General features: G+C 72.3%; 21 protein-coding genes and 1 pseudogene. 11 read left to right on the top strand and 11 right to left on the bottom strand.

The window, feature by feature from the left end; genetic code table 11:
* Positions 1-79 precede the first annotated feature (79 nt).
* Complete coding sequence (locus tag KUA19_RS07075; protein ID WP_254548701.1) at positions 80-1,870, bottom strand: SigE family RNA polymerase sigma factor; 1,791 nt, start codon at positions 1,868-1,870, stop codon at positions 80-82.
* Between the two features lie 74 nt (positions 1,871-1,944).
* Here KUA19_RS07075 and KUA19_RS07070 point away from each other — a divergent pair, with 74 nt between their 5' ends.
* The 3 genes from KUA19_RS07070 to KUA19_RS07060 all read left to right on the top strand — a co-directional run bounded on the left by KUA19_RS07070 (position 1,945) and on the right by KUA19_RS07060 (position 3,443).
* Positions 1,945-2,316: an NADH-quinone oxidoreductase subunit A gene (locus tag KUA19_RS07070; RefSeq protein WP_217395256.1), complete on the top strand. Its 372-nt coding sequence runs from the start codon at positions 1,945-1,947 to the stop codon at positions 2,314-2,316.
* Between the two features lie 123 nt (positions 2,317-2,439).
* Complete coding sequence (locus KUA19_RS07065; protein ID WP_217395255.1) at positions 2,440-2,970, top strand: DivIVA domain-containing protein; 531 nt, start codon at positions 2,440-2,442, stop codon at positions 2,968-2,970.
* Positions 2,967-3,443, top strand: coding sequence for an SRPBCC family protein (locus KUA19_RS07060; RefSeq protein WP_217395254.1), 477 nt, complete (start codon positions 2,967-2,969; stop codon positions 3,441-3,443). The genes KUA19_RS07065 and KUA19_RS07060 overlap by 4 nt, the downstream gene beginning before the upstream one ends.
* A 45-nt stretch (positions 3,444-3,488) precedes the next feature.
* Here KUA19_RS07060 and KUA19_RS07055 read toward each other — a convergent pair whose 3' ends face one another.
* Positions 3,489-4,355: a sterol desaturase family protein gene (locus tag KUA19_RS07055; protein ID WP_217395253.1), complete on the bottom strand. Its 867-nt coding sequence runs from the start codon at positions 4,353-4,355 to the stop codon at positions 3,489-3,491.
* Positions 4,356-4,397: 42 nt separating this feature from the next.
* On the opposite strand from KUA19_RS07055, the gene KUA19_RS07050 reads away from it, so the two are divergent.
* Both KUA19_RS07050 and KUA19_RS07045 read left to right on the top strand, forming a co-directional pair.
* Positions 4,398-4,970 (top strand): DNA-3-methyladenine glycosylase I, encoded by a 573-nt coding sequence (locus tag KUA19_RS07050; RefSeq protein WP_308167361.1) that lies wholly within the window; start codon positions 4,398-4,400, stop codon positions 4,968-4,970.
* A 24-nt stretch (positions 4,971-4,994) separates the two neighbouring features.
* Positions 4,995-5,183, top strand: a pseudogene (locus tag KUA19_RS07045) (hypothetical protein); the annotation flags it as partial.
* A 254-nt stretch (positions 5,184-5,437) separates the two neighbouring features.
* Here the strand turns inward: KUA19_RS07045 and KUA19_RS07040 are convergent.
* Both KUA19_RS07040 and KUA19_RS07035 read right to left on the bottom strand, forming a co-directional pair.
* Entirely contained in the window at positions 5,438-6,223 is a 786-nt protein-coding gene (locus tag KUA19_RS07040) for an enoyl-CoA hydratase-related protein (RefSeq protein ID WP_217395250.1), read from the bottom strand.
* Positions 6,223-7,020 (bottom strand): PaaX family transcriptional regulator, encoded by a 798-nt coding sequence (locus KUA19_RS07035; RefSeq protein ID WP_217395249.1) that lies wholly within the window; start codon positions 7,018-7,020, stop codon positions 6,223-6,225. Before KUA19_RS07035 ends, KUA19_RS07040 begins: the two co-directional genes overlap by 1 nt.
* Before the next feature lie 289 nt (positions 7,021-7,309).
* On the opposite strand from KUA19_RS07035, the gene KUA19_RS07030 reads away from it, so the two are divergent.
* Positions 7,310-7,477 carry a DUF3117 domain-containing protein gene (locus KUA19_RS07030; RefSeq protein WP_120317235.1) on the top strand — a complete coding sequence of 56 codons (168 nt, stop codon included), beginning with the start codon at positions 7,310-7,312 and terminating at the stop codon, positions 7,475-7,477.
* A gap of 275 nt (positions 7,478-7,752) precedes the next feature.
* On the top strand, positions 7,753-9,216 hold the full coding sequence (locus KUA19_RS07025; protein WP_217395248.1) for a leucyl aminopeptidase family protein: 1,464 nt from the start codon (positions 7,753-7,755) through the stop codon (positions 9,214-9,216).
* On the opposite strand, the gene KUA19_RS07020 is transcribed toward KUA19_RS07025, so the two are convergent.
* Positions 9,213-9,827 carry an O-methyltransferase gene (locus KUA19_RS07020; RefSeq protein WP_217395247.1) on the bottom strand — a complete coding sequence of 205 codons (615 nt, stop codon included), beginning with the start codon at positions 9,825-9,827 and terminating at the stop codon, positions 9,213-9,215. The two genes, KUA19_RS07025 and KUA19_RS07020, sit on opposite strands and share 4 nt — an antisense overlap.
* Before the next feature lie 81 nt (positions 9,828-9,908).
* Here KUA19_RS07020 and KUA19_RS07015 point away from each other — a divergent pair, with 81 nt between their 5' ends.
* Positions 9,909-11,183 (top strand): S1C family serine protease, encoded by a 1,275-nt coding sequence (locus KUA19_RS07015; protein ID WP_217395246.1) that lies wholly within the window; start codon positions 9,909-9,911, stop codon positions 11,181-11,183.
* Positions 11,184-11,248: 65 nt separating this feature from the next.
* On the top strand, positions 11,249-11,671 hold the full coding sequence (locus KUA19_RS07010) for a twin-arginine translocase TatA/TatE family subunit (protein WP_217395245.1): 423 nt from the start codon (positions 11,249-11,251) through the stop codon (positions 11,669-11,671).
* Positions 11,672-12,873: 1,202 nt separating this feature from the next.
* Here KUA19_RS07010 and KUA19_RS07005 read toward each other — a convergent pair.
* From KUA19_RS07005 to KUA19_RS06985, 5 genes are all read right to left on the bottom strand, one after another.
* A complete protein-coding gene (locus KUA19_RS07005) occupies positions 12,874-14,019 on the bottom strand; it encodes an Mrp/NBP35 family ATP-binding protein (protein WP_217395244.1) in 1,146 nt (381 codons plus the stop codon).
* Between the two features lie 235 nt (positions 14,020-14,254).
* Positions 14,255-14,767, bottom strand: a complete 513-nt coding sequence (locus tag KUA19_RS07000; RefSeq protein WP_217395243.1) for a DUF1003 domain-containing protein — start codon at positions 14,765-14,767, stop codon at positions 14,255-14,257.
* 10 nt (positions 14,768-14,777) lie between these two features.
* Complete coding sequence (locus tag KUA19_RS06995; protein WP_217395242.1) at positions 14,778-16,028, bottom strand: magnesium transporter MgtE N-terminal domain-containing protein; 1,251 nt, start codon at positions 16,026-16,028, stop codon at positions 14,778-14,780.
* A 62-nt stretch (positions 16,029-16,090) separates the two neighbouring features.
* Positions 16,091-16,570, bottom strand: coding sequence for a hypothetical protein (locus KUA19_RS06990; protein WP_217395241.1), 480 nt, complete (start codon positions 16,568-16,570; stop codon positions 16,091-16,093).
* 133 nt (positions 16,571-16,703) lie between these two features.
* On the bottom strand, positions 16,704-17,429 hold the full coding sequence (locus KUA19_RS06985; RefSeq protein ID WP_372451771.1) for an HAD family hydrolase: 726 nt from the start codon (positions 17,427-17,429) through the stop codon (positions 16,704-16,706).
* Positions 17,430-17,508: 79 nt separating this feature from the next.
* Here KUA19_RS06985 and KUA19_RS06980 point away from each other — a divergent pair, with 79 nt between their 5' ends.
* Entirely contained in the window at positions 17,509-18,504 is a 996-nt protein-coding gene (locus tag KUA19_RS06980) for a DMT family transporter (protein WP_372451770.1), read from the top strand.
* Positions 18,505-18,604: 100 nt separating this feature from the next.
* Here the strand turns inward: KUA19_RS06980 and KUA19_RS06975 are convergent, their stop codons facing one another.
* Positions 18,605-19,372 (bottom strand): SDR family NAD(P)-dependent oxidoreductase, encoded by a 768-nt coding sequence (locus tag KUA19_RS06975; protein WP_217395238.1) that lies wholly within the window; start codon positions 19,370-19,372, stop codon positions 18,605-18,607.
* Between the two features lie 88 nt (positions 19,373-19,460).
* Between KUA19_RS06975 and KUA19_RS06970 the strand changes: the two genes are divergently transcribed.
* Positions 19,461-20,120 carry a DUF4190 domain-containing protein gene (locus KUA19_RS06970; protein ID WP_217395237.1) on the top strand — a complete coding sequence of 220 codons (660 nt, stop codon included), beginning with the start codon at positions 19,461-19,463 and terminating at the stop codon, positions 20,118-20,120.
* Positions 20,121-20,132 lie beyond the last annotated feature (12 nt).

Here is a 20,132-nt window from a genome sequence, read left to right as displayed (position 1 = left end):
GCCGAGTCGCCCAGATCACTCACCCGTCCCAAAAGCTGACACGAACGAAGAACTTCGGTGTCGGGATCCGGTCGGAGTCTCAGCGCGCGAACGCCAATCCGGTCCACGTGTACGTGACCGGAACGATCTCGACCCCGAGCGGCGCGGCGGCCACGGTCAACCGCCCGTCGGGCGCCACCGTCCAGCCCGCGACGACATCCTGCGGCCCGGTGGGCACGGTCGCCAGCGCCCGCCAGCCGTCCGCGGCCAGGTCGAACACGACCAGGTTGTGCGAGGGCTGCACGTCGTAGGTGGCCGAGGGCGTGTCGTCGATCGCGCACGAGATCAGCAGCAGCAGGTACGTGTGCCCGGCGGGGTCGAGCCGGGCCAGCATGGGGCCGTTCGAGGGGGCTCCGGTCTGCACCACCCACTCGCGGTCGCCCTCGTCGGCGAGGCCCTCGTCGTTGAACCTGGGCCGTAGCGTCCCGGTCTTCGGGGGCAGGCTGTTGCAGTACAGCCGGTCGGCGACCGGGGTCAGGTCCAGCCACCGCCCCGGACCGCTCGGCACCACCGGCGGGTACGCCGCCGACACATCGACGGGGGCGAAGCCGGGAGCTAAGCCGGGGGCGAACCCGTTGGCGGCCCAGCGGTACCCGAACGCCATACCGGGGCGGTAGCCGCGCAGGCCGGCGTGCCAGGGGTGCATCTCGGCGTAGAGCACGCCGCCGGCGACCCAGAAGCCGGGGTAGAGCGCGCCACGCTCCCCGACCCAGCCCAGTGCGCGCAGGGCACCGCCCGAGGTGCGGGTCACCGCCAGCAGCTGACCCTGGCCGTCGCCGCTGTCGTCGGCTTCGAGCAGGCACTTCGCGTAGAGCACGGCCTCGGCCCGCCCGTCGCCGGTCAGATCCCCGAACGCCTCCCGGGTGCTGTCGAGCATTACCACGGGGTACCCGTCGCCGCCGGTGACGGCCATGCCGCTGTCGGAGGGGTGGAACGTCAGCGTGCCCGAAGGGCAGCCCTCCCAAGCGGGGAGGGTGATGGTCGCCGTCGCGAAGTCGATCTTCGTGATCGGGTCGCCTGGCGCGACGCTCGGCACGGGGGCCGGGTCGGGTCCGGGCACCACCGGGCCGCTGGATGTGGGGCCGGGCGTGGCCGGGATCGGGGTCGGGCTGGGGCTCTCGGCCGGGGGGAGCGGAGGGGCATCGAGCGGGCGTACCCACTGGAAACCGACCAGGACCAGCGCGGCCAGCACCGCCGCCGCGGCCCCGGCCAGCGCGGTCCGGCGCACCCGGCGGCGGGTGTCGCCGCGCCTGCGCACCGCCTCCGGCGCCACCGTGTCGCCGCGTGTGTGGTCGGCCAGCCGCACCGCCAGCTCCGCCCGCCCTCGCGCCAGCCAGGACTTGACCGTGCCGACCGGCACGCCCATCTCCCGGGCCACGTCGTTCACCGGCAGGTCCACCAGGTGGTGCAGCACGATCGCCTGCCGCTGGTCGGCGGGCAGCCCGCGCAGCGCGGCCACCAGCGCGACGTGCTCCGGGTCGGGTGGGGCGACCGTGTCGGAGCGCTGGCGCACCAGGTGCGCCGCGGCCACCTTCAGGTGCCGCCAGCGGGAGTGGGCCAGATTCGCCGCCACCCGGTACACCCAGGCGGCCGGGTTGTCGTAGCGCGACAGCTCGGCCCAGCGCTGCCAGGCCCGGCAGTACGCCTCCTGGGCCAGGTCGTGCGCCTCGGCCCGGTCGGCGGTCAGCGCGTACGCCGCGGCCACGGTGCCGGTGTAGTGCGCCTGGTAGAACGAGTCGAAGTCGGCGGCGGACGCCTCGGCGCGCCGCTTCGGCGCGGTCGCGAGGTCACCGGCGGGCAGGCCGTCCGGCGGGGTGACGGACATGGTCATGCAGGGTCACACACCTTGCCCCCGCATCCGGTTGCACGAGTCCCAACCGTTACGAGAGGCGCTAGGCTGCCCTCGTGGACGGTTACCTCGGCCCGTACGCCACAGTGGGGCTGCTGCTGCTGGTCGGCGTGCTCATCATCGGCGGGGCGTTCACCGCCAACCGGTTGCTGCGGCCGTCGCGACCCAACGACGCGGACGGCAAGTTCGATACGTACGAGTGTGGTCTGGACCCCGTGGGCGGCGGCTGGGCCCAGGTGCACATCCGGTACTACATCTACGCGTACCTGTATGTCCTGTTCGCGGTCGAGGCGGTCTTCCTGTTCCCCTGGGCCGTGGTCTACCTGGCGGGCGGGGCCAAGGTCATCGCCGAGATGGCGGTGTTCGTGGCCGTGCTCGCGCTCGGGCTGCTCTACGCCTGGCGTAAGCAGGCCCTGCGCTGGCTCTGAGCCGTCGCCCCGGGGTCGCCGCCCGGGGTCGGTTCGGCCTCGTCCCACTGGGTGGGCGGATCGGCCCGGACAGGTCGCATGGCAGGGTCGCGCTGAAGCGTCACACGTGCCACGATCGTGGGCATGGGCAACCTGCTGCTTCTGATCGTCGTCGCGCTCACCGTGGGCGCCGTGGTGTTCGGGGTGATGACGCTGGTCACCGGGGGTGACCCGGGGCTGACGCCGGCCGAACCCGACGAGCGCGCCACGCCGTTGCCCGCCGACCGCCCGCTCGTGGAGAGCGATGTCTCCTCGACGACGTTCGACGTCGGCTGGCGCGGATACCGGATGGCCCAGGTCGACCAGACGCTGCGCCGCCTGGCGTACGACCTCGGCTACAAGAGCGAGCTGATCCAGGTGCTCGAGGCCGAGGTCGCCGCGCTGCGCGAGGGCCGCGTCGAGGACGCCGACACGCTCGCCCGCGCCCGCGCCAGCGCGCTGGGCCAGGCCGCGCCGTCGACCGAACCCGTCGCGACCGTCGCCGAAACGGACACCGAGGCCGCTGAGGCGGACGCCGCGCAGCCGGTCGAGGCCGAGCACGACACCGATGTCGACGGCGACGCCGCCGCCGAGACCACCGATCCGGCGCCCGCCGTCGAGCCGGTCCGGCGGTGACCGGAACCGACCCGGCCGCACCCGGCTCAGGCGAGGTGACGGCGACGATCATCGTCGCCGCCCCGGCCGAGCGGGTGTATGCCGCGTTCACGGCCTGGGAGCGGCAGGGCGACTGGATCCCGCTCACCAAGGTCCGTGTGATCGAGGGGGACGGCGGCGAGGGCAGCCTGATCGAGGCGGTTACCGCCGCCGGTCCGGCCACCCTGCGCGACGAGATGCGCGTGGTGAAGCTCGACCCGCCATACGAGGTGCGCGTCGTCCACTGTGGCAAGGTGCTGCGCGGCCCCGGGGTCATGCGCTGCACCCCGATGGCCGGTGACCGCACCCAGGTGGTCTGGCACGAGTGGTTCCACCTGCCGGGCGGGGTCGCCGGGCGGGTCGCGTGGCCGCTGCTGTGGCCCGGCTCGAAGGTCAGCCTGAAGCATTCCCTCAAGCGCTTCGCCCGCCTGGTCGAGAACGGCCGCCTTCCGTGAGTGAATCCCGTTCGGGACGGCGCGATTCCGCGTAGGGCCTTGGCGTCAGCCGCGCTGCGCCGTCGGTGCGGCGGCCGGTTCGGCAGGCGACCAGCCGGGGCCGCGTACGAGGGTGGCGGGCCAGTGGCGTAGGCGGCGGGCGCGCAGGTCGCGGAAGATGGACGCGTACTCGTGGTAGGCCACGCGCAGCGGGTTGTGGGTCTGGATGTTCGTGGTCAGGCCGTACACCGGGCGCTCGGTCTCCGGGGCGAAGGTGCCGAACATCCGGTCCCAGATGATCAGCATGCCCGCGAAGTTGCGGTCCAGGTAGCCGCCCTGCGAGGCGTGGTGCACCCGGTGGTGCGACGGCGTGTTGAAGATGAACTCGAACGGCCGCCACATCTTGTCGATGCGCTCGGTGTGGATCCAGAACTGGTACACCAGGTTGATGCCGCCGCAGAACGCGGTGACCCGCGGATCCACGCCCACGGCAGCCAGCGGCAGGTAGAACAGGAAGCCGGTGAAGCCGGTCCAGCTCTGCCGCAGCGCGGTGGACAGGTTGAACGTCTGCGACGAGTGGTGCACCACGTGCGAGGCCCACAGCATTCGGATCATGTGGTGGCCGCGGTGCGACCAGTAGTAGCAGAGATCCTGCCCGATCAGGAACAGCGGCAGCGCCCACCAGTGGAACTCGATCCGCAGCGGGGTGAGCAGGTAGACGGCAGTGGTGGCCAGTCCGGTGCCGAGTCCCCACAGCAGATCCCAGCCCAGGCTGCCCAGGCCCATGCTCAGGTTGGTCGCCGTGTCCTTGCCGCCGTAACCGACCTCGTCCTCGTCCGGATGGAACCAGTAGGACACGCGTTCGAGGACCATGAGCAGAATGAACAGCGGGACCGAGTACAGCACCACCGGGGGAAAGCTGGGCAGCTCCATGGGTTCCGAAGAGTATTCGCGTACGACGGAGGGGGCAATAGGGTGAGCGTGGTCATCGGTACGGACGGGCTGGCACGGTGCGCCTGGTCAGGCAGCGCGCCGGAGTACAACGCGTACCACGACGACGAGTGGGGCCGTCCGCTGCGCGGTGACGACGCCCTGTTCGAGCGACTGAGCCTGGAGGCGTTCCAGTCCGGGCTGTCCTGGATCACCATCCTGCGCAAGCGTCCGGCGTTCCGGGAGGCCTTCGCCGGGTTCCACATCGCGTCGGTGGCCGCGTTCGGGCCCGCCGACGAGCAGCGGCTGCTGGCCGATCCGGGCATCGTGCGCAACCGGATGAAGATCGAGGCGACGCTGCACAACGCGCGGGTGGCGCTGGAGCTGGAGGGTGGGCTGAGCGCGCTGCTGTGGTCGTACGCCCCGGATCCGGCCGCCCGGCCGCGCCCGGCCGCGCTGTCCGAGGTGCCCGCGACCTCGCCGGAGTCGGTGGCGATGGCCAAGGCGCTGAAGAAGCGGGGGCTGCGCTTCGTCGGCCCGACCACCGCGTACGCGCTGATGCAGGCCACCGGCATGGTCGACGACCACGTCGCGGGCTGCCATCGCGCCGCCCTGTGATGGGATGAACCTGTGCAGAACGAATGGCTGGTGAGCGTGTCCCTGCCGATCGAGGCGGCCACGCCCGCCGAGGCGGTGGCGGAGTTCTGGCGGTACGTCGTGGAGCTGGGCCCCGCCGAACTACCGGCCTTCGTGTCCCCGGCCCACGACGAACTCGCCATGACCGCCTATGTCGCCGACGGCCCCGCCCCCCTCGACCCCGAGGACGACTGACCCTACTGCTGGCGCCCGCCTCCGCGGGCGCGGCGATCGGCTCTACTGCTGGCGCCCGCCTCCGCGGGCGCGGCGATCGGCTCTACTGCTGGCGCCCGCCTCCGCGGGCGCGGCGATCGGCTCTACTGCTGGCGCCCGCCTCCGCGGGCGCGGCGATCGGCCTTTGAGGCCGACCGCATCGGCGCGTCGCTACATCGCCTGCGGCGATGTCACGCTCCTTTACCGATGCGGTCGGCGGCCGATCGCTGGCGCCCCTAGCGGCCTTCGAACCTCGGGGTGCGCTTTTCGACGAAGGCGTTGGTGGCCTCGCGGTGGTCGGTGGTGCCGCCCGCGACGGTCTGGGCGGCGAGTTCGACGGCCAGGGCGTCGGCGAGGGTGCCGGTGGCGCCTTCAAACAGTTCGCGCTTGATCTGGGCGTACGCCACGGTCGGGCCCGCGGCGAGGCGGGCGGCCAGCTTCTGGGCGGCGGGCAGCACCTCGTCGTCGGAGTCCAGTAGGCGGGTCAGCAGGCCGAGGTGGTGCGCCTGCTCGCTCTTGACCGGCTCGGCCAGCAGCAGCAGCTCGGTGGCCTTGGCGTGGCCGATCAGGCGCGGCAGCGTCCACGACACGGCCGAGTCGGCGGCCAGCCCCACCCGCGCGAACGCCATCAGGTACGAGGTGGACGGTCCGCCGATGCGGAAGTCGGCGAGGAAGGCCAGGCCCGCGCCGGCGCCCGCGGCCGCGCCGCGCACCGCCGCCACCACCGGCACCGGCAGCGCGGCCAGCGCGGCGACCATCGGGTTGTAGTGCTCGGAGACGGTGTCCAGCGGCGCCTTGGTCGCCAGCGCGGCCAGGTGCTCGCGCAGGTCCTGACCGACGCAGAAGGCCCGTCCGGCGCCCGCCAGTACCACCGCGCGGCAGCCGGGGTCGGTGGCGAGCTCGAGGAAGGTGTCCCGCAGGGCCACCTTCAGCGCCACGTCCAGCGAGTTCAGCGAGTCGGGGCGGTTCATGGTCACCGTGACGACACCGTCGGTGCGGTCGACGAGCAACGGTCCGGACATCAGTTCTCCCTCAGGCAGTGATCGACGAAACGGTCGGCGGCGGGCCGCAGCCGGGCTGCGTGTCGGTCGAAGAAGGCGGCCGCCGCCGTGCCGGGCCAGTCCGGCGGAAGCACGGAGGCGGGCAGCTGGGGGTCGCGGAACAGGAACGCGCGCCAGGCGTGGACCAGGGCGCAGCGGGCCGCGTACGCGCTGCGGTCGTCGGTGAGCCTGGTCACCGAACCGACGACGGGGGTCAGTTGTGCTACGAACCCAGCGTAGGCGGCGCCCACGGCGGAGATGTTCCAGGCGCGGGCGATCATCGCGGCGGCGTCGCCGCCGGTGTGCGCGGCGGAGAACCGGTCGAAGCGCACTCCCGCGTCGAGCAGCAGCTGGTCGACCTCACCCGCGGGGCGGGCGGCGATCCACACCGCGGACTCCAGGCGGCCGTACCCGAGGAAGGCGAGGTCGGCGGCGAGACGGTCGCGCTCGGCGCGCCCCAGCGTCGCCGGGTCGGGCTGCGCCACGACGATCAGGTCGAAGCGGCCGTCCCAGCCGCCCCGGCCGGTGCGGTAGATGCGCGCGGCGGCCTCGTCGAGACGGCGCACGGCGCGGGGCGTCAGTTGGTAGCCCGGCCCCGACGTGAGGCGTACCGGCGCGAGCCAGCCCTGTCGCACCATCCGGGACACCGCGGTTCGGACGGCGGGCGCCGCGATTCCGAGCGGCGCGAGCAGCCGGATCAGGGCCGCGATCGGCGCCCTGCTGCCACGTTGTCGCAGGTGATCACCGTAGAGGTCGAAGAGTGCCGAACGGGCCTGCATGAGGGGTGATTGTGACAGATGTGAACTGTGGTGGCGAGATGATGTCACAACGTGACCGGCCCGGTTTGGGCTTCGCGTGGTCCATCAGGGAAAATCATTGGTCGGCACCCACGCACGGCTCACCCAACCGTGTCGGGTGCCGGACAGCGTACGACGGCGCGGAGCCGTGACGGGCAGCTTTCGGGCAGGCCCGCCAGGCGAAACCGCCGACGTGGCAAGGCGGGGAGGCCCGCCGAAGTCTTGCATTCCAACCCGGGTGCAGGTCTGGCAAGTCTGAGGGGAGACACACATGGCGGCGATGAAGCCGCGGACGGGCGACGGTCCGCTGGAGGTCACCAAAGAGGGCCGGGGAATCGTCATGCGCGTGCCGCTGGAGGGCGGCGGGCGGCTTGTGGTGGAGATGACACCAGACGAGGCCACTGCCCTGGGCGAGGCGCTCAAGCTCGCCGTCGGCTGACGAGCTCAGCACAAGCAAGGCACACCCCCGCCCGGGTCCGCCGCCACGCGGACGGCGCCCTCCCGGTCGGCCCATCCCTCCATGGCACTGTGCTTCGGGTGCCGCGCTCACCGCGCGGCACCTCGCCCTTTTTCACGCCACCCGACCCCGAGCCGTGGTGGCGGCGACACCGCGGTTCGGCATGCGGCGGTCGCGTTCCACCTCGGCCGCGGCCGGTGGCCGGGTGGAACGCGGTAGGGTCAGGCGGCTGGTACCTGGCGGCGGAGGGGCAGAGCATGATCACGATTCGACTCGGTGGTACGCGACCGGAGTCGGCACAGGGCTGTGTGGCGGTCCCGGTGTCGACGGCGGAGAGCGACGCACCGGTCGCGATCGCGGCTGGCCTGCTCCCAGACGACGTCACCGCCGAGGCGGCGGCGTACCTGACCGAGACCGAGCACAAGGGGTCGGCCGGTGCGGTGCAGGCCCTGCCCCGGCCGCTGCGGCAGCCGGCGAAGCTGCTGCTGGTCGGTGTCGGGGCCGGTGACGAGGCCGGTTGGCGGACCGCCGGCGCGGCGCTGGCGCGGGCCGCGGCCCGCGAGGAGCGGCTCACCGTCCTCGCCCCGGCTGACCTCGACGACGCCGCTCTGCGCGGGCTGACCGAGGGGCTGTGGCTGGCGTCATACCGATTCGGGATGACCGAACCCAAGGCCGACGCCGTGCCGAAGCTGGCCGAGGTCGTGGTGGCGGTGGCGGACTCCCAGGAGCGGGAGATGGTGCTGGCCGCCGCCCGTACGGTCGCTGAGCTGACCCGGTTCGCCCGGGACCTGACCAACACCCCGTCGCAACTGAAGACCCCCAGCTGGTTCGTCGAGCAGGTGCTGGCCCGCACCGGCACCGCCGTCACCGCGCGGGTACGCGAGCAGGACCAGCTCGCCGCCGAGGGGTTCGGCGGCATCGTCGCCGTGGGCGGCGGCTCCGCCCAGCCCCCGCGCCTGCTCGAGCTGAGCTGGGCGCCCGAGGGCGCCACCCGGCACGTGGTGCTGGTCGGCAAGGGCATCACCTTCGACACCGGCGGCATCGACATCAAGCCGACCGACGCCATGCAGCTGATGCGCAAGGACATGGCCGCCGCCGCGACCGTGTGCGCCACCGTCCTGGCCGCCGCCGAGCTCGACCTCCCGGTGCGGATCACCGCACTGGCCCCGCTGGCGGAGAACATGGTCTCCGGCAGCTCCTGGCGCTCCGGTGACGTGGTCACCCACTACGGCGGTCTCACCTCCGAGGTGCACAGCACCGACGCCGAGGGGCGGGTCGTGCTCGCCGACGCGATGGCGTACGCGGTCGCGCACCTGCAGCCCGACCTGCTGCTCGACCTGGCGACCCTGACCGGGGCGTCCCGCGTCGCCCTGGGCAAGAAGACCGCCGCGGTGTTCAGCGACAACGAGGAGCTGCTGGCCGGGATCGGCGCGGCCGCCGCGCAGGCGGGCGAGCTGGTCTGGCGCATGCCGCTGGCCGACGAGTACGTCAAGGACGTCGCCGCCGAGATCGCCGACCTCAACAACGCGGCCGGCAACCCCGGCGCCATCACGGCCGCCCTCTACCTGCGCGAGTTCGCCGGCCCGCTGCGTGACCGCTGGCTGCACGTGGACATGTCCGCCCCGTCCTGGAGCGGTGGCAACGACGCCGAGCTGGCCAAGGGCGCCACCGGCTGGGGCGTGCGCACGCTCGTCCGCTGGCTGACGGGGCTGGCGAACTAGACCCGTACCGCCGCGAGCAGACCCTCGCCGACGGGTAGGACGGCGGGCTGCCAACGCTCGTCGTCGCGAATGGCCAGCGCCACCTCCCGCACGGTGAAGACATCGCGGCCGGTGGTCAGCACGCCGTGCAGCACCACCAGGCCGCCGGGCCGCAGCAGGCGCAGCGCCTCGTGCACGCACGCGGCGTACTCGGTCGGCTCGGCGTCGACGAAGACCAGGTCGTAAGCGCCGTCAGCCAGCCGCGGCAGCACCTCCAGCGCCCGTCCGGTGATCACCCGGGTGCGCGACGCGGGGAAGCCCGCCTCCACGAACAGCCGCCGGGCCATGCGCTGGTGGTCGGGCTCCAGTTCGATGGTGGTGAGCACGCCGTCGGGGCGCATGCCGCGCAGCAGCCACAGCCCGCTGACCCCGGTGCCGGTGCCGATCTCCACCACGGCCCGCGCGCCGCACGCCCCCGCGAGCATCCGCAGCGCCGCGCCGACCGCGGGCGAAACGGGCTGCAACCCCACTTCGACGGCCAACCCCCGGGCCGCCTGCGTGATCAGGTCTTCGGGGACGAACGAGGCCGGAAAGTCCGCCGACGGTCCAGGCTGGCGCAGCGACGTCGTCATGTACGCACCTTCCGCGAACAGTGATTTTTCACGTTGGAACCGTGCCATTCTGGAGCCGGGAACGGGACGGGGGGTCTGCCAGTGACCGACGGCTGGGTATATCGCCGACCGGATGACGAGGAGCGCGCGGCAGCTCACAGCACGCCGCCGCCGGCCGCACCGGCACCGCACTGGTGGTCCGACGCGCTGAACGATCCGTGGCGTGATCCGCATTCTCCGGCGACGCTGACATCGGCTGCGCAGCAGCCGCACCAGCCCGCGCCCGAGCCGCTGGCCGAGCCCGACCATACCCGACGTCGTACGTTGTGGACAGTCGCCGGAGCGGCGGTGCTCGCAGGGGTGCTCGCCGGAGTGCTGGGCGGCGCGCTGGGCGTACGGTTCAGCGACGATCCGGTCACGGTGCGTTCGGTGCTCGGCGCCCCTGGCTCCTCACCGATGCAGCGGGCCCCCGACTCGCTGGCCGCGGTGGCCCGGATGGTGCTGCCCAGCGTGGTCACGGTCCGGGTGCCGGTCGACGGCAGCGTCTCGCTGGGCTCCGGCTTCGTCGTCACCTCCTCCGGCTACGTCGTCACGAACGACCACGTGGTCTCCGGCGGCTCCGGCGTGGCCACCGTGATCTTCGACGACGGCAGCAGCTCGCCCGCCAAACTGATCGGCACCGACCCCGAGTCCGACGTCGCGGTGCTGCAGATCCAGGGCAAGCACGAGGTGACCCCGGCCGTGCTGGGCGACTCCGACTCGGTCGCGGTCGGCGACGCGGTGGTCGCGGTCGGCTCGCCACTGGCGCTGCGCGGCACCGTCACCGCCGGTATCGTCAGCGCGCTGGACCGGCCCATCGCCACCGCCGCCGAGGACGGCACCACCCGCTACTACGCGGCGATCCAGACCGACGCCGCGGTCAACCACGGCAACTCCGGCGGTCCACTGGTCGACGCGGCCGGTCAGGTCGTCGGGATCAACGCCGTGATCAAGTCGATGGCAGGCAGCGAGGAGTCGGCGGGCAACATCGGCCTTGCCTTCGCCATCCCGATCAACCACGCGCGGCGGGTGGCCGACGAGATCATCGCCGAGGGCCGGGCGCACCGGACCGTGATCGGTGCCGAAATCGAGGACTCGTTCCGCGGTCCGGGCGGCGGGGTGAAGTTGGGGCAGGTGGTGGCCCTGGGACCGGCCGCCGAGGCTGGGATGCGTACCGGCGACGTGGTGGTCACCTATGGCGGCCACATGATCGGCGAACCCACGGACCTGGTCGCACTTGTGCGGAAAACTGCACCGGGTGACATGGTCAAAGTGACCTACAAACGGGGGTCTACCAGGCACGATACGTCGGTGACCCTCGTCGCTGACGCCGACTGAGGGGTGGCCTGTCGGGCCGGGGCGCACGTACCCTTGCCGATGCGGGACACAGTCGGGAGGCAGCGGTGCTAGACAACCTGAACAGCTGGGAGTTCATCGGGCTGCTTCTGCTCGCCCTGCTGATCTTCGGCGAGAAGCTGCCCAAGGTCATCCAAGACGGTATGCGGATGCTGCGCAACCTGCGCTCCATGGCGACCAACGCCACCGGCGACCTAAGCCGCGAGCTGGGCACCGACATCCGCATCGAGGACCTCAACCCCAAGGCGTTCGTACGCAAGCACCTGCTCAGCGAGGAGGACGAGGCCGCCCTGCGCAACCCGCTCACCGGCCTCTACGACGACCTGCGCAAGGAGGTCGACGGCGTGGCCCGCTCGGCGCAGGAGACCCGCAGCTCCATCAGCGCGATGACCTCCACCACCCCGTCGACCCAGGTCGCAGCCGCACCCGCCCCGACCCCGCGCACCCACAACTTCGACGACGCTACATAGCTGGCGCCCGCCTCCGCGGGCGCGGCGCTGTGCTGCTGGCGCCCGCCTCCGCGGGCGCGGCGCTGTGCTGCTGGCGCCCGCCTCCGCGGGCGCGGCACGCTCGCCTTTCAGGCGGCGTCTTCCCTCGTCGCTGCCGAGCCTGCGGCTCGGTCACGCTCCTCAGTCCAGACGCCGCCGGCGAGCGTGCAGCTTTCGCCGCGCATGGCTACCCCCGCCGGATGATCACCTGCCTTCGGGCAGCGGGATCTCGTTTCCTTCGGGTCCGGGTTCACGTGGCTTCGGGGCTCTGGGGTCGGCTGCCTTCCGGACCTGTAGATCATCTGGCTTCGGGGCTCTGTGCGATCGCCGATTCCGGTTGGATCGCGTGGAGCGGGGCCGGATTTGGTTGGCGGGCGTCGCTTGCGGGTGCGAGCGGCGGATTCGGTGCTTCGGCTCGCCCGGAGAATGACCGTTGGCAGCGATCTTGCATGCTGTCATCTTTGCCATGATCGCGGCTGGCGGTCGGAATCTCGGATTCGGCCTCTGAAGACGCCCGGAAAATGACCGGAGAACGCGATCTTCGAGTGTCTGCGCCGCGATGATCGGTGTCGTCGGTCAGAACATGGGCTGGATCCGGCTGTTTTGACCACTGACAGCGATCTAGTGGACCGAAGCGAGCGCGGCGGCCGACGGGTGCCGTCAGAGCTGCTCCCGGCCGTCAACGTTGCTGCAGTTCGGGGAAACTGCCCGAATCTTGGGCGCCATTCGCGCAGTTTCCCCGAAACTGCGCTTCCAACGGGGCGAAGATCGCGACCTGCGGGCGCGAAGTGGGTATGCGGGCGTGGCCGCGGCCCGCCAGGGCGGGTCCGACGCGGGCACGGCTCGACACGTGGGCTCGACGCGGGGCGCGTGCCGCTCGGCCATTTCAGCCGCTCCCGGCCGTGATCCGCTCCGGCCGTTACAGCCGCTTCCGGCCCGGTGCAGCCACTGCGGGCCGTGCGGCCGCTCCCGGCCCTGTGCGGCCGCTCCCGGCCGTGTGAGGGCCGCTCCGGGCCCTGTGCGGCCGCTCCCGGCGGTGTGAGGGCCGCTCCCGGTGCAGCCGCTGCGGGCCGTCCACAGCCGCTGCGGGCCGCGAGGGGCACGGCGGCCGCGAGGGGGCACGGCAGCCGGACGCCGCCCGCAGATCTTGGCGGGCGGCGGCGCGTGGCGGGGAGGGTGGGTGGTTACTTGCGGGCGGGGGACAGGCCCAGGGATTTGCCGAGCAGGGAGTCGCGGCGGACGGCGAGGCGGTCGGCGACGGCGTTGAGGGCCTTGCCCGCGGGGGAGTCGGGGGCGCTGAGCACGACCGGCGTGCCGTCGTCGCCTGCCTCGCGTACGCCGGTGTCCAGCGGGATCTGGCCCAGCAGCGGCACCGAGGCGCCGGTGAGGCGGGTCAGCGAGTCGGCGACGGTCTGACCGCCGCCGGAGCCGAACACCTCGAGCACGGTGCCGTCGGGCAGGGTCAGCCCGGACATGTTCTCGATGACGCCGACCAGGCGCTGGTGGGTCTGCAGCGAGATCGCGCCCGCCCGCTCGGCGACCTCGGCCGCGGCGGCCTGGGGCGTGGTGACGACCAGGATCTCGGCAGTGGGCAGCAGTTGGGCCAGCGAGATGGCGATGTCGCCGGTGCCGGGCGGCAGGTCGAGCAGCAGCACGTCCAGGTCGCCCCAGTACACGTCGGCGAGGAACTGCTGCAGGGCGCGGTGCAGCATCGGCCCGCGCCAGACGACGGCGGCGTTGCCGCTGGTGAACATACCGATGGAGATGACCTTCACGCCGTGCGCCTGCGGCGGCATGATCATGTCTTCGACCTGGGTGGGGCGGCCTTCGACACCGAGCATGCGCGGCACCGAGTGGCCGTAGATGTCGGCGTCGACCACGCCGACCGAAAGGCCGCGCGCGGCCAGAGCGGCGGCGAGGTTGACGGTGACGCTGGACTTGCCGACGCCGCCCTTGCCGGAGGCGACCGCGTACACGCGGGTGCGGCTGCCGGGCTGGGAGAACGGGATGACCGGCTCGGCGGCGGCACCGCCGCGCAGCCGCTTCTGCAGGTCCTGGCGCTGGTCGGGGCTCATCACGCCGAAGTCGATCTCGACGGCGGTGACGCCGGGGACCGTGGTCGCGGCGGCGGTGATGTCGGTGCGCAGGGTGTCCTTGAGCGGGCAGCCCGCGACGGTGAGCAGGATGCGGATGTGCGCCGTACCGGAGTCGACCTTGACCGACTCCACCATCCCCAGTTCGGTGATGGGACGGCGGATCTCCGGGTCGTTCACGGAGGCGAGCGCCGTGAGGACGGCCTGCTCGTCGGTGTTCACAGCAGCGGCGGACATGCGCCCATGCTACCCGCGGGATTGATCATCACTGGCTTTCCGGTGGGTGCGGTGGCACGCGCAACATTCTCGGCTGTGACATGACCGGATTCTCGGCTGTGACATGACCGGATTCTCGGGTGTGGCATGAGCGTTTCTCGGCTATCGGATGAGCGAAACCGCGTGCCGTGGCAGGATCGGTGGAGTCGGCCGCGCGCCATGCCCCTTGCGGCGCGCGGCCTCTTCCTTCCTCGGCTCAGGCGGGTCGGTTGCCGCGCTGTTCGAGCTGGTAGCGGCGTTGCGCGGCGTCGTCGAGCTCCTCGGCCAGCTTGGCCAGTTCCGAGCGGATGTAGTCGCGGGTGGCGACCTCGTTCAGGGCCATCCGCAGCGAGGCGATCTCCCGGGCCAGGAATTCGGTGTCGGCTTTCTGCGCGGTGGCGCGGCGGCGGTCCTCGTCCAGGGTCAACCGGTCGCGGTCGGCCTGGCGGTTCTGCGCGAGCAGGATCAGTGGCGCCGCGTACGACGCCTGCGTGCTGAAGAACAGGTTGAGCAGGATGAACGGGTACGGGTCCCACCGCATCCCGAACACGCCGATCAGGTTCAGCAGGATCCACACGATCACGAAGATCGTCATGTAGACGATGAACTTGGCCGTACCCATGAAGCGGGCGAACTTCTCCGCGAAGTCGCCGAACGCCTCCGGGTCGAGCCGGGGCAGCCTTACCCCGCTGGCGTCACGCGGCTGGTCGAGCCGCCCCCGGTCGCTCACCGCGCGCCGCTCATGAGGTGGCTCGCTTGGTCTCGTGCCGTTCCCGCCAGTCGCGCGGCAGCAGGTGGTCCAGCACGTCGTCCACGGTCACCGCGCCGACCAGCCGGTCGGCCGAGTCCACCACCGCGATCGCCACCAGGTTGTACGTCGCCATCCGCCGGGTGATCTCCGCCAGCGGCAGGTCCGGCGGCAGTGGTGCGATGTCGCGCTCCAGCACCCCGCCGAGCAGGTCGCCGGGCGGCTCGCGCAGCAGCCGCTGGAAGTGCACCGTGCCCAGGTAGCGGCCGGTCGGCGTGTCGATCGGCGCCCGGCACACGAACACCTGCGAGGCCAGCGCCGGGGACAGGTGCTTCTCCCGGATCCGGGCCAGCCCATCGGCGACGGTCGCGTCCGGGGTCAGGATCACCGGCTCGCTGGTCATCAGTGCCCCGGCCGTATTGGGCCGGTAGTGCATCAGGGCCCGCACCGGGGCGGACTCCGCCGGCTCCATCAGGTCCAGCAGCAGCTGCCGCTCGACCGGGGGCAGCTCGGCGAGCAGGTCGGCGGCGTCGTCGGCGTCCATCTCCTCCAGCACGTCGGCGGCGCGCTCGCGGTCCAGCCGGGCCAGGATGTCGACCTGGTCGTGCTCGGGCAGCTCCTCCAGCACGTCGGCCAGGCGCTCGTCGTCCAGGGCGGCGGCGACCGCGTGGCGGCGCTGGTCGGGCAGGTCCTGCAGGGCGCTGGCGAGGTCGGCCGGGCGCAGCTTCTCCAGTACGGTCAGCAGCGAGGCCGTGCCCTGGATCGCCGACGGCTCGATCAGGCCGGTCAGCTCCTCCCACTCGAACTGGTGCAGCTGCCCACGCCGCCCCAGGCGGCTGCTCACGTCGCGCACCGCGACTCGGCCCAACTCCCACTCGCCGACCCGGTAGGACTCCATCGCGATGTCGACCACCATGGCCAGGGTGCCGTTGGGCGTGGTGACCCGGCGGTCCAGCAGATCGGCCAGGACGAGCAGTTCGGTGCTGCTCTTGGCGAACCGGCGCAGGTTGATCTGGCCGGAGCTGAGCACGACGCTGTCGGCGTCCAGGCTGATGACGCGGCCGATGGGCAGGAAGACCTGGCGCCGCAGCGGCATCTCGGCGACGATGCCGACCACCTGCGGCGGGTTGGTGCTGCGTACCCGAACGACCACGTCGCGGACCCGGCCCACCTGGTCGCCGTTCGGGTCGAAGACGGCGAGGCCGGCGAGCCGGGCGACGAAGACCCTGGTCACCGTGGCCATATTGGCATGTTATGCGTATTTCTCACACGGTTTACGGTGTTTGCGGCAGCCGGGCGACGGCCTCAGCGGCGGCGTACCCGGTGCAGCCGGAACGGCTTGCGGGTCGCGTTGGCGGCCGGGGTGGGCCGCGGCTCCGCCCGCTCCGAGTCGTCGCCCCGCGGTGCGGGCTCGCCCGTCGGACTGAGGCTCAGCAGCACACACTCCTGGGCCCACCGCGCCGCCAGCGCCTCGGCGGTGCCGGGGGCGTTGAGGCGCTTGCCCGCCAGCGCGATCGCGACCGACCCCCAGCGCTCGTCCTCGGGCAGGATGCGCTCGACCGACGCCGGGTAGGTGACCACCGCGCCGCCGTGGTCCCCGCGCAGCGTGACGTGGGCCGAGGCCGCCTCGGCCAGTCCGGGAGCAGACTGCTCACCCGGACCGACGATCACGTGCAGGCGGCCGTCCTGGGGCAGGCACCACAGGGCGTACGCGGGACCGTCGCCCACCGCCACCCAGGCGATCGCCGCCTTCTTCCCGGCCTCTTCCACCAACGGATGGGTCATGCGCCCATTCTCACCCGCCCCCGCCCTCCGGGGTACCACCCCACCCGTCCTTGATCACCCAAGTTGCCGGGCACTCGTGCGTATCTTGCGCCCGCTCACGCCCGATTGCCCGGCAACTTGGCGCGGGTCTTGGTCAATGGGCGGGGGAGAGGGCGGTCAGGGCGAGGGTGGTGGCTTCGGGGAGGGTGGGGGCGGACGGGCCGGTGAAGGTGTCGTCGGTGGCGAAGACCAGGTGGTCGACCAGGTCGGGGGCGGCCAGGCGCACCGCGCGGATGCCCAGCGCCTCCGCGCCGCTGAGCTCCCGCGACCCCCCGTCGCCGACGAAGGCACAGTCCTGCGGGGCGACGCCGAGCCGGTCGCAGGCGGTCAGGTACATCTCCGGTCGCGGCTTGCAGTGTCCGACGTGTACGGAGAAGACCTTCGCGTCGATCAGGTGCGTGATCGGCATGCCCCGCATGATCTCGGGCAGCTCCCAGGCGCAGTCGCTCACCACCGCGAGCCGGATGCCCCGCCGCCGCAGCTGCCAGAGCGTGGGGAAGGCCTCCGGGCGCAGCCGGGTGTCGGCGCGTACCGCGATCAGGCGGGCGGCCTGGGCGGCCCGCAGTCGGGAGGCGCTGGGGGCCACGCCGAGTTCGCCCGCGATCCAGCGCATGGTCTCCAGGGCGTCGCCGTAGGCGCCCCGGCAGCGGGCGTAGAAGGAGGTGTCGAGCACCGCCCGGTACTCGGCCGGATCGCAACCCAGCAGGCGGGGCACCAACTCGTGGGCCGGGCCGCGGGTGCAGGCGCTGGTCAGCGTGCCGTAGAAGTCGAGCAGCAGCGCGCGTGGGGAAACAGGATAAACCGATTGGTATGAATCCATTCGGATGAGAGTAATCATACGGTCACGTGAATGACATAGGATGATCGCCCACAGTGCTCGCAAGATCGCACAGAGTGGTATGGAAAGATCGGGCGACGTGCGCCCTAGGCTCGATCCACTCACCATCGCCGCCGTGACGGTCGCGATCATCGCCGTCTCCTCCTCGGGCGCGCTCATCGCGTACGCGGCCGCGCCCGCCCTGGCGATCGCCTTCTGGCGCAACGCGATGGCCGTCGGTGTGCTCGCCCCCGTGGCGGTGATGCGCCGCCGGGACGAGCTGCGTGGCCTGCGGGCCAAGGGCGCGCTGCGCTGGTGCCTGCTGGCCGGGATCGCGCTCGCCGCCCACTTCGGCACCTGGGTGCCGGCGCCGAAGCTCACCACCGTCGCCACGGCGACCGCCCTGGTCGCGACGCAGCCCGTGTGGGCCGGTCTCATCGCGGTCGGGCAGGGCCGCCGCCTGGGCCGCTGGACGTGGTTCGGCATCGCGACGGCCGTCGTCGGCGCGGCCGTCACCGCGGGCGTCGACTTCACCAGCGGCGGGCACACCGCGCTGCTCGGCGACGTGCTGGCGGTGCTCGGCGGCATGATGGCCGCCGTCTACACGTCACTGGGGGAGAAGGCGCGGGCGCAGACCAGCACCACGACGTACACCACCGTCTGCTACTCGGTCTGCGCGGTCCTGCTGCTCGCGGTCTGTCTGGCGTTCGGGGTGCAGCTGTCCGGGTACCCGGGCTCGACCTGGGTGGCGCTGCTGGCGCTCACCGCCGGGGCGCAGCTGCTGGGCCACTCGCTGCTCAACTACGCCCTGCACAAGATCTCGGCGACGACCATCAGTGTCCTGGTGCTGCTGGAGGTGCCCGGCGCGGCTCTACTCGGCTGGGCCTGGCTCGGCCAGACCCCCCGCCCCGCCGCCTGGCCGGGCATCACCCTCCTGGTCGCAGGCGTGGCCGTGGTGGTGCTAGGCGCCCGCCGCACCCCCACCCCGCCCACACCGGACCCCCTCGACCTCGACACCGACCAGCCCACGCCTGAAGCCCGACCCACCCCCGCGATCGGCCGCCGACCGCATCGGTAAAGGAGCGTGACATCGCCGCAGGCGATGTAGCGACGCGCCGATGCGGTCGGCCTCAAAGGCCGATCGCCGCGCCCGCGGAGGCGGGCGCCAGCAGCACAGCTCAGCCCTGGCGGACGCTCTGGCCGCCGTCGACGACCAGCATCTGCCCGGTGATGTAGCTGGCGGCGGGCGAGCACAGGAACGCGATCGTCGAGGCCACCTCGTCGGGGGTGCCGGGACGACCCATCGGTGTCTCGTACCCCTGCTTGAGCTCCACCAGGGTCGATGCCGAGGTGTGGATGGTGCCGGGGGCCACCGCGTTCACGGTGATGCCGTCCGCGACCAGCTCCATCGCCAGCGCGCGGGTCAGGCCCAGCACGCCCGCCTTGGCCGCCGCGTAGCCCGCCTCGGCGGGCAGCGCGTTGACCGGCCCGGCGGTCGCGGACAGGTTCACGATGCGGCCCCAGCCGCGCTCCGACATGCCGCCCAGGAAGGCCCGGCTGCTCAGGAAGGCCGTGGTGAGGTTGCGGTCGATCTCGGCCCGCCACTCCTCGAAGGTCAGCTGCGCCACCGGCCGGATCACCTCGGGCATGGCCCGGCTGGTCAGACCGGCGTTGTTGACCAGGATGTCGACGTCGCCGAGCTGCTCGGTGACGGCGTCGGCCAGCGCGCCCACCTCCTCCTCCAGGGTGAGGTCGGCGACGAAGCCCAGCACGCCCAGCTCGCCCGCGCGCTCGTGGATGCGCCGGGTGGTGGAGACCACCGCGACCTTCGCACCGAGCGCGGCGAGCTGGCGAGCGGTGGCGAAGCCGATGCCGTGCGGGCTGCCCGCGCCGGTTACCAGGGCAATCCGGCCGTCCAGCCGGAAGGGATCCATCCGCTCGTTCATGGTTCGATCCTGCCGGTTTGTCCGAGCTGACGCTAGTAGGCAAGACCCCTTACTCTGACGGGACCCCTCTCGACCTGGAGTTTCCGCGATGAGCGACCCGACCGCGCCCCCGCCGCCCAACCCCCAGCCCGGCGCCGCGCCGGCGTTCCCCGAGCCCGCGCCGCTCACCTTCGGCGAGGCGGCAGCGTCGTTCACCACCGCGCCCGTCGAGTCGAGCAGCCCGGCCGAGCCCGTGCCCGCCGACACCCCCGCCCAGGCCGCGCCCACCAACCCGTACGGTGCCTGGGCCGGTGTCACGCCGGGTGCGGCGCAGCCCGATCCGGCGACCGTGCCCGGTCAGTATCCGGCCGCCCAGTACCCGCAGGGCTACGCCTACCCCGGTTACCCGGCCCATCCCGGTTACCAGGCCTACCCCTACGGCTACGCGTACGTCCCGGCGCGGCGGACCAACGGCCTGGCCATCGGCGCCATGGTCACCTCGATCGTGGGCGCGATCACCTTCTGCTTTCTCTACGGCATCCCCGGGCTGGTCCTCGGCCCGGTCGGCGCGATCCTCGGCCACGTCGCCCGCCGGCGCATCCGCGCGTCCGGCGAGGAGGGCGACGGCATGGCCCTGGCGGGCGTCATCATCGGCTGGATCGTCACCGGTCTCTCGCTGCTGCTGCTCATCGGGATCGTGATCTTCTTCGTCTGGCTCGCGCAGCAGCCGACCTACAACTCAGACCCCGGCACCTTCGCCACGATCTGAGCGGCGTGGGCG

Source organism: Catellatospora tritici (assembly GCF_019083965.1).
Classification (GTDB): domain Bacteria; phylum Actinomycetota; class Actinomycetes; order Mycobacteriales; family Micromonosporaceae; genus Catellatospora; species Catellatospora tritici.
This window is presented reverse-complemented; position numbering and strand designations above follow the sequence as displayed.

Excerpts from the sequence above, each read along its gene's own strand:
- KUA19_RS07075 (WP_254548701.1), bottom strand. The coding sequence starts at position 1,870 with ATGACCATGTCCGTCACCCCGCCGGACGGCCTGCCCGCCGGTGACCTC.
- KUA19_RS07065 (WP_217395255.1), top strand. The coding sequence starts at position 2,440 with ATGGGCAACCTGCTGCTTCTGATCGTCGTCGCGCTCACCGTGGGCGCC.
- KUA19_RS07055 (WP_217395253.1), bottom strand. The coding sequence starts at position 4,355 with ATGGAGCTGCCCAGCTTTCCCCCGGTGGTGCTGTACTCGGTCCCGCTG.
- KUA19_RS07040 (WP_217395250.1), bottom strand. The coding sequence starts at position 6,223 with ATGTCCGGACCGTTGCTCGTCGACCGCACCGACGGTGTCGTCACGGTG.
- KUA19_RS07035 (WP_217395249.1), bottom strand. The coding sequence starts at position 7,020 with ATGCAGGCCCGTTCGGCACTCTTCGACCTCTACGGTGATCACCTGCGA.
- KUA19_RS07030 (WP_120317235.1), top strand. The coding sequence starts at position 7,310 with ATGGCGGCGATGAAGCCGCGGACGGGCGACGGTCCGCTGGAGGTCACC.
- KUA19_RS07025 (WP_217395248.1), top strand. The coding sequence starts at position 7,753 with ATGATCACGATTCGACTCGGTGGTACGCGACCGGAGTCGGCACAGGGC.
- KUA19_RS07020 (WP_217395247.1), bottom strand. The coding sequence starts at position 9,827 with ATGACGACGTCGCTGCGCCAGCCTGGACCGTCGGCGGACTTTCCGGCC.
- KUA19_RS07005 (WP_217395244.1), bottom strand. The coding sequence starts at position 14,019 with ATGTCCGCCGCTGCTGTGAACACCGACGAGCAGGCCGTCCTCACGGCG.
- KUA19_RS06995 (WP_217395242.1), bottom strand. The coding sequence starts at position 16,028 with ATGGCCACGGTGACCAGGGTCTTCGTCGCCCGGCTCGCCGGCCTCGCC.
- KUA19_RS06990 (WP_217395241.1), bottom strand. The coding sequence starts at position 16,570 with ATGACCCATCCGTTGGTGGAAGAGGCCGGGAAGAAGGCGGCGATCGCC.
- KUA19_RS06985 (WP_372451771.1), bottom strand. The coding sequence starts at position 17,429 with ATGGATTCATACCAATCGGTTTATCCTGTTTCCCCACGCGCGCTGCTG.
- KUA19_RS06980 (WP_372451770.1), top strand. The coding sequence starts at position 17,509 with ATGGAAAGATCGGGCGACGTGCGCCCTAGGCTCGATCCACTCACCATC.
- KUA19_RS06975 (WP_217395238.1), bottom strand. The coding sequence starts at position 19,372 with ATGAACGAGCGGATGGATCCCTTCCGGCTGGACGGCCGGATTGCCCTG.
- KUA19_RS06970 (WP_217395237.1), top strand. The coding sequence starts at position 19,461 with ATGAGCGACCCGACCGCGCCCCCGCCGCCCAACCCCCAGCCCGGCGCC.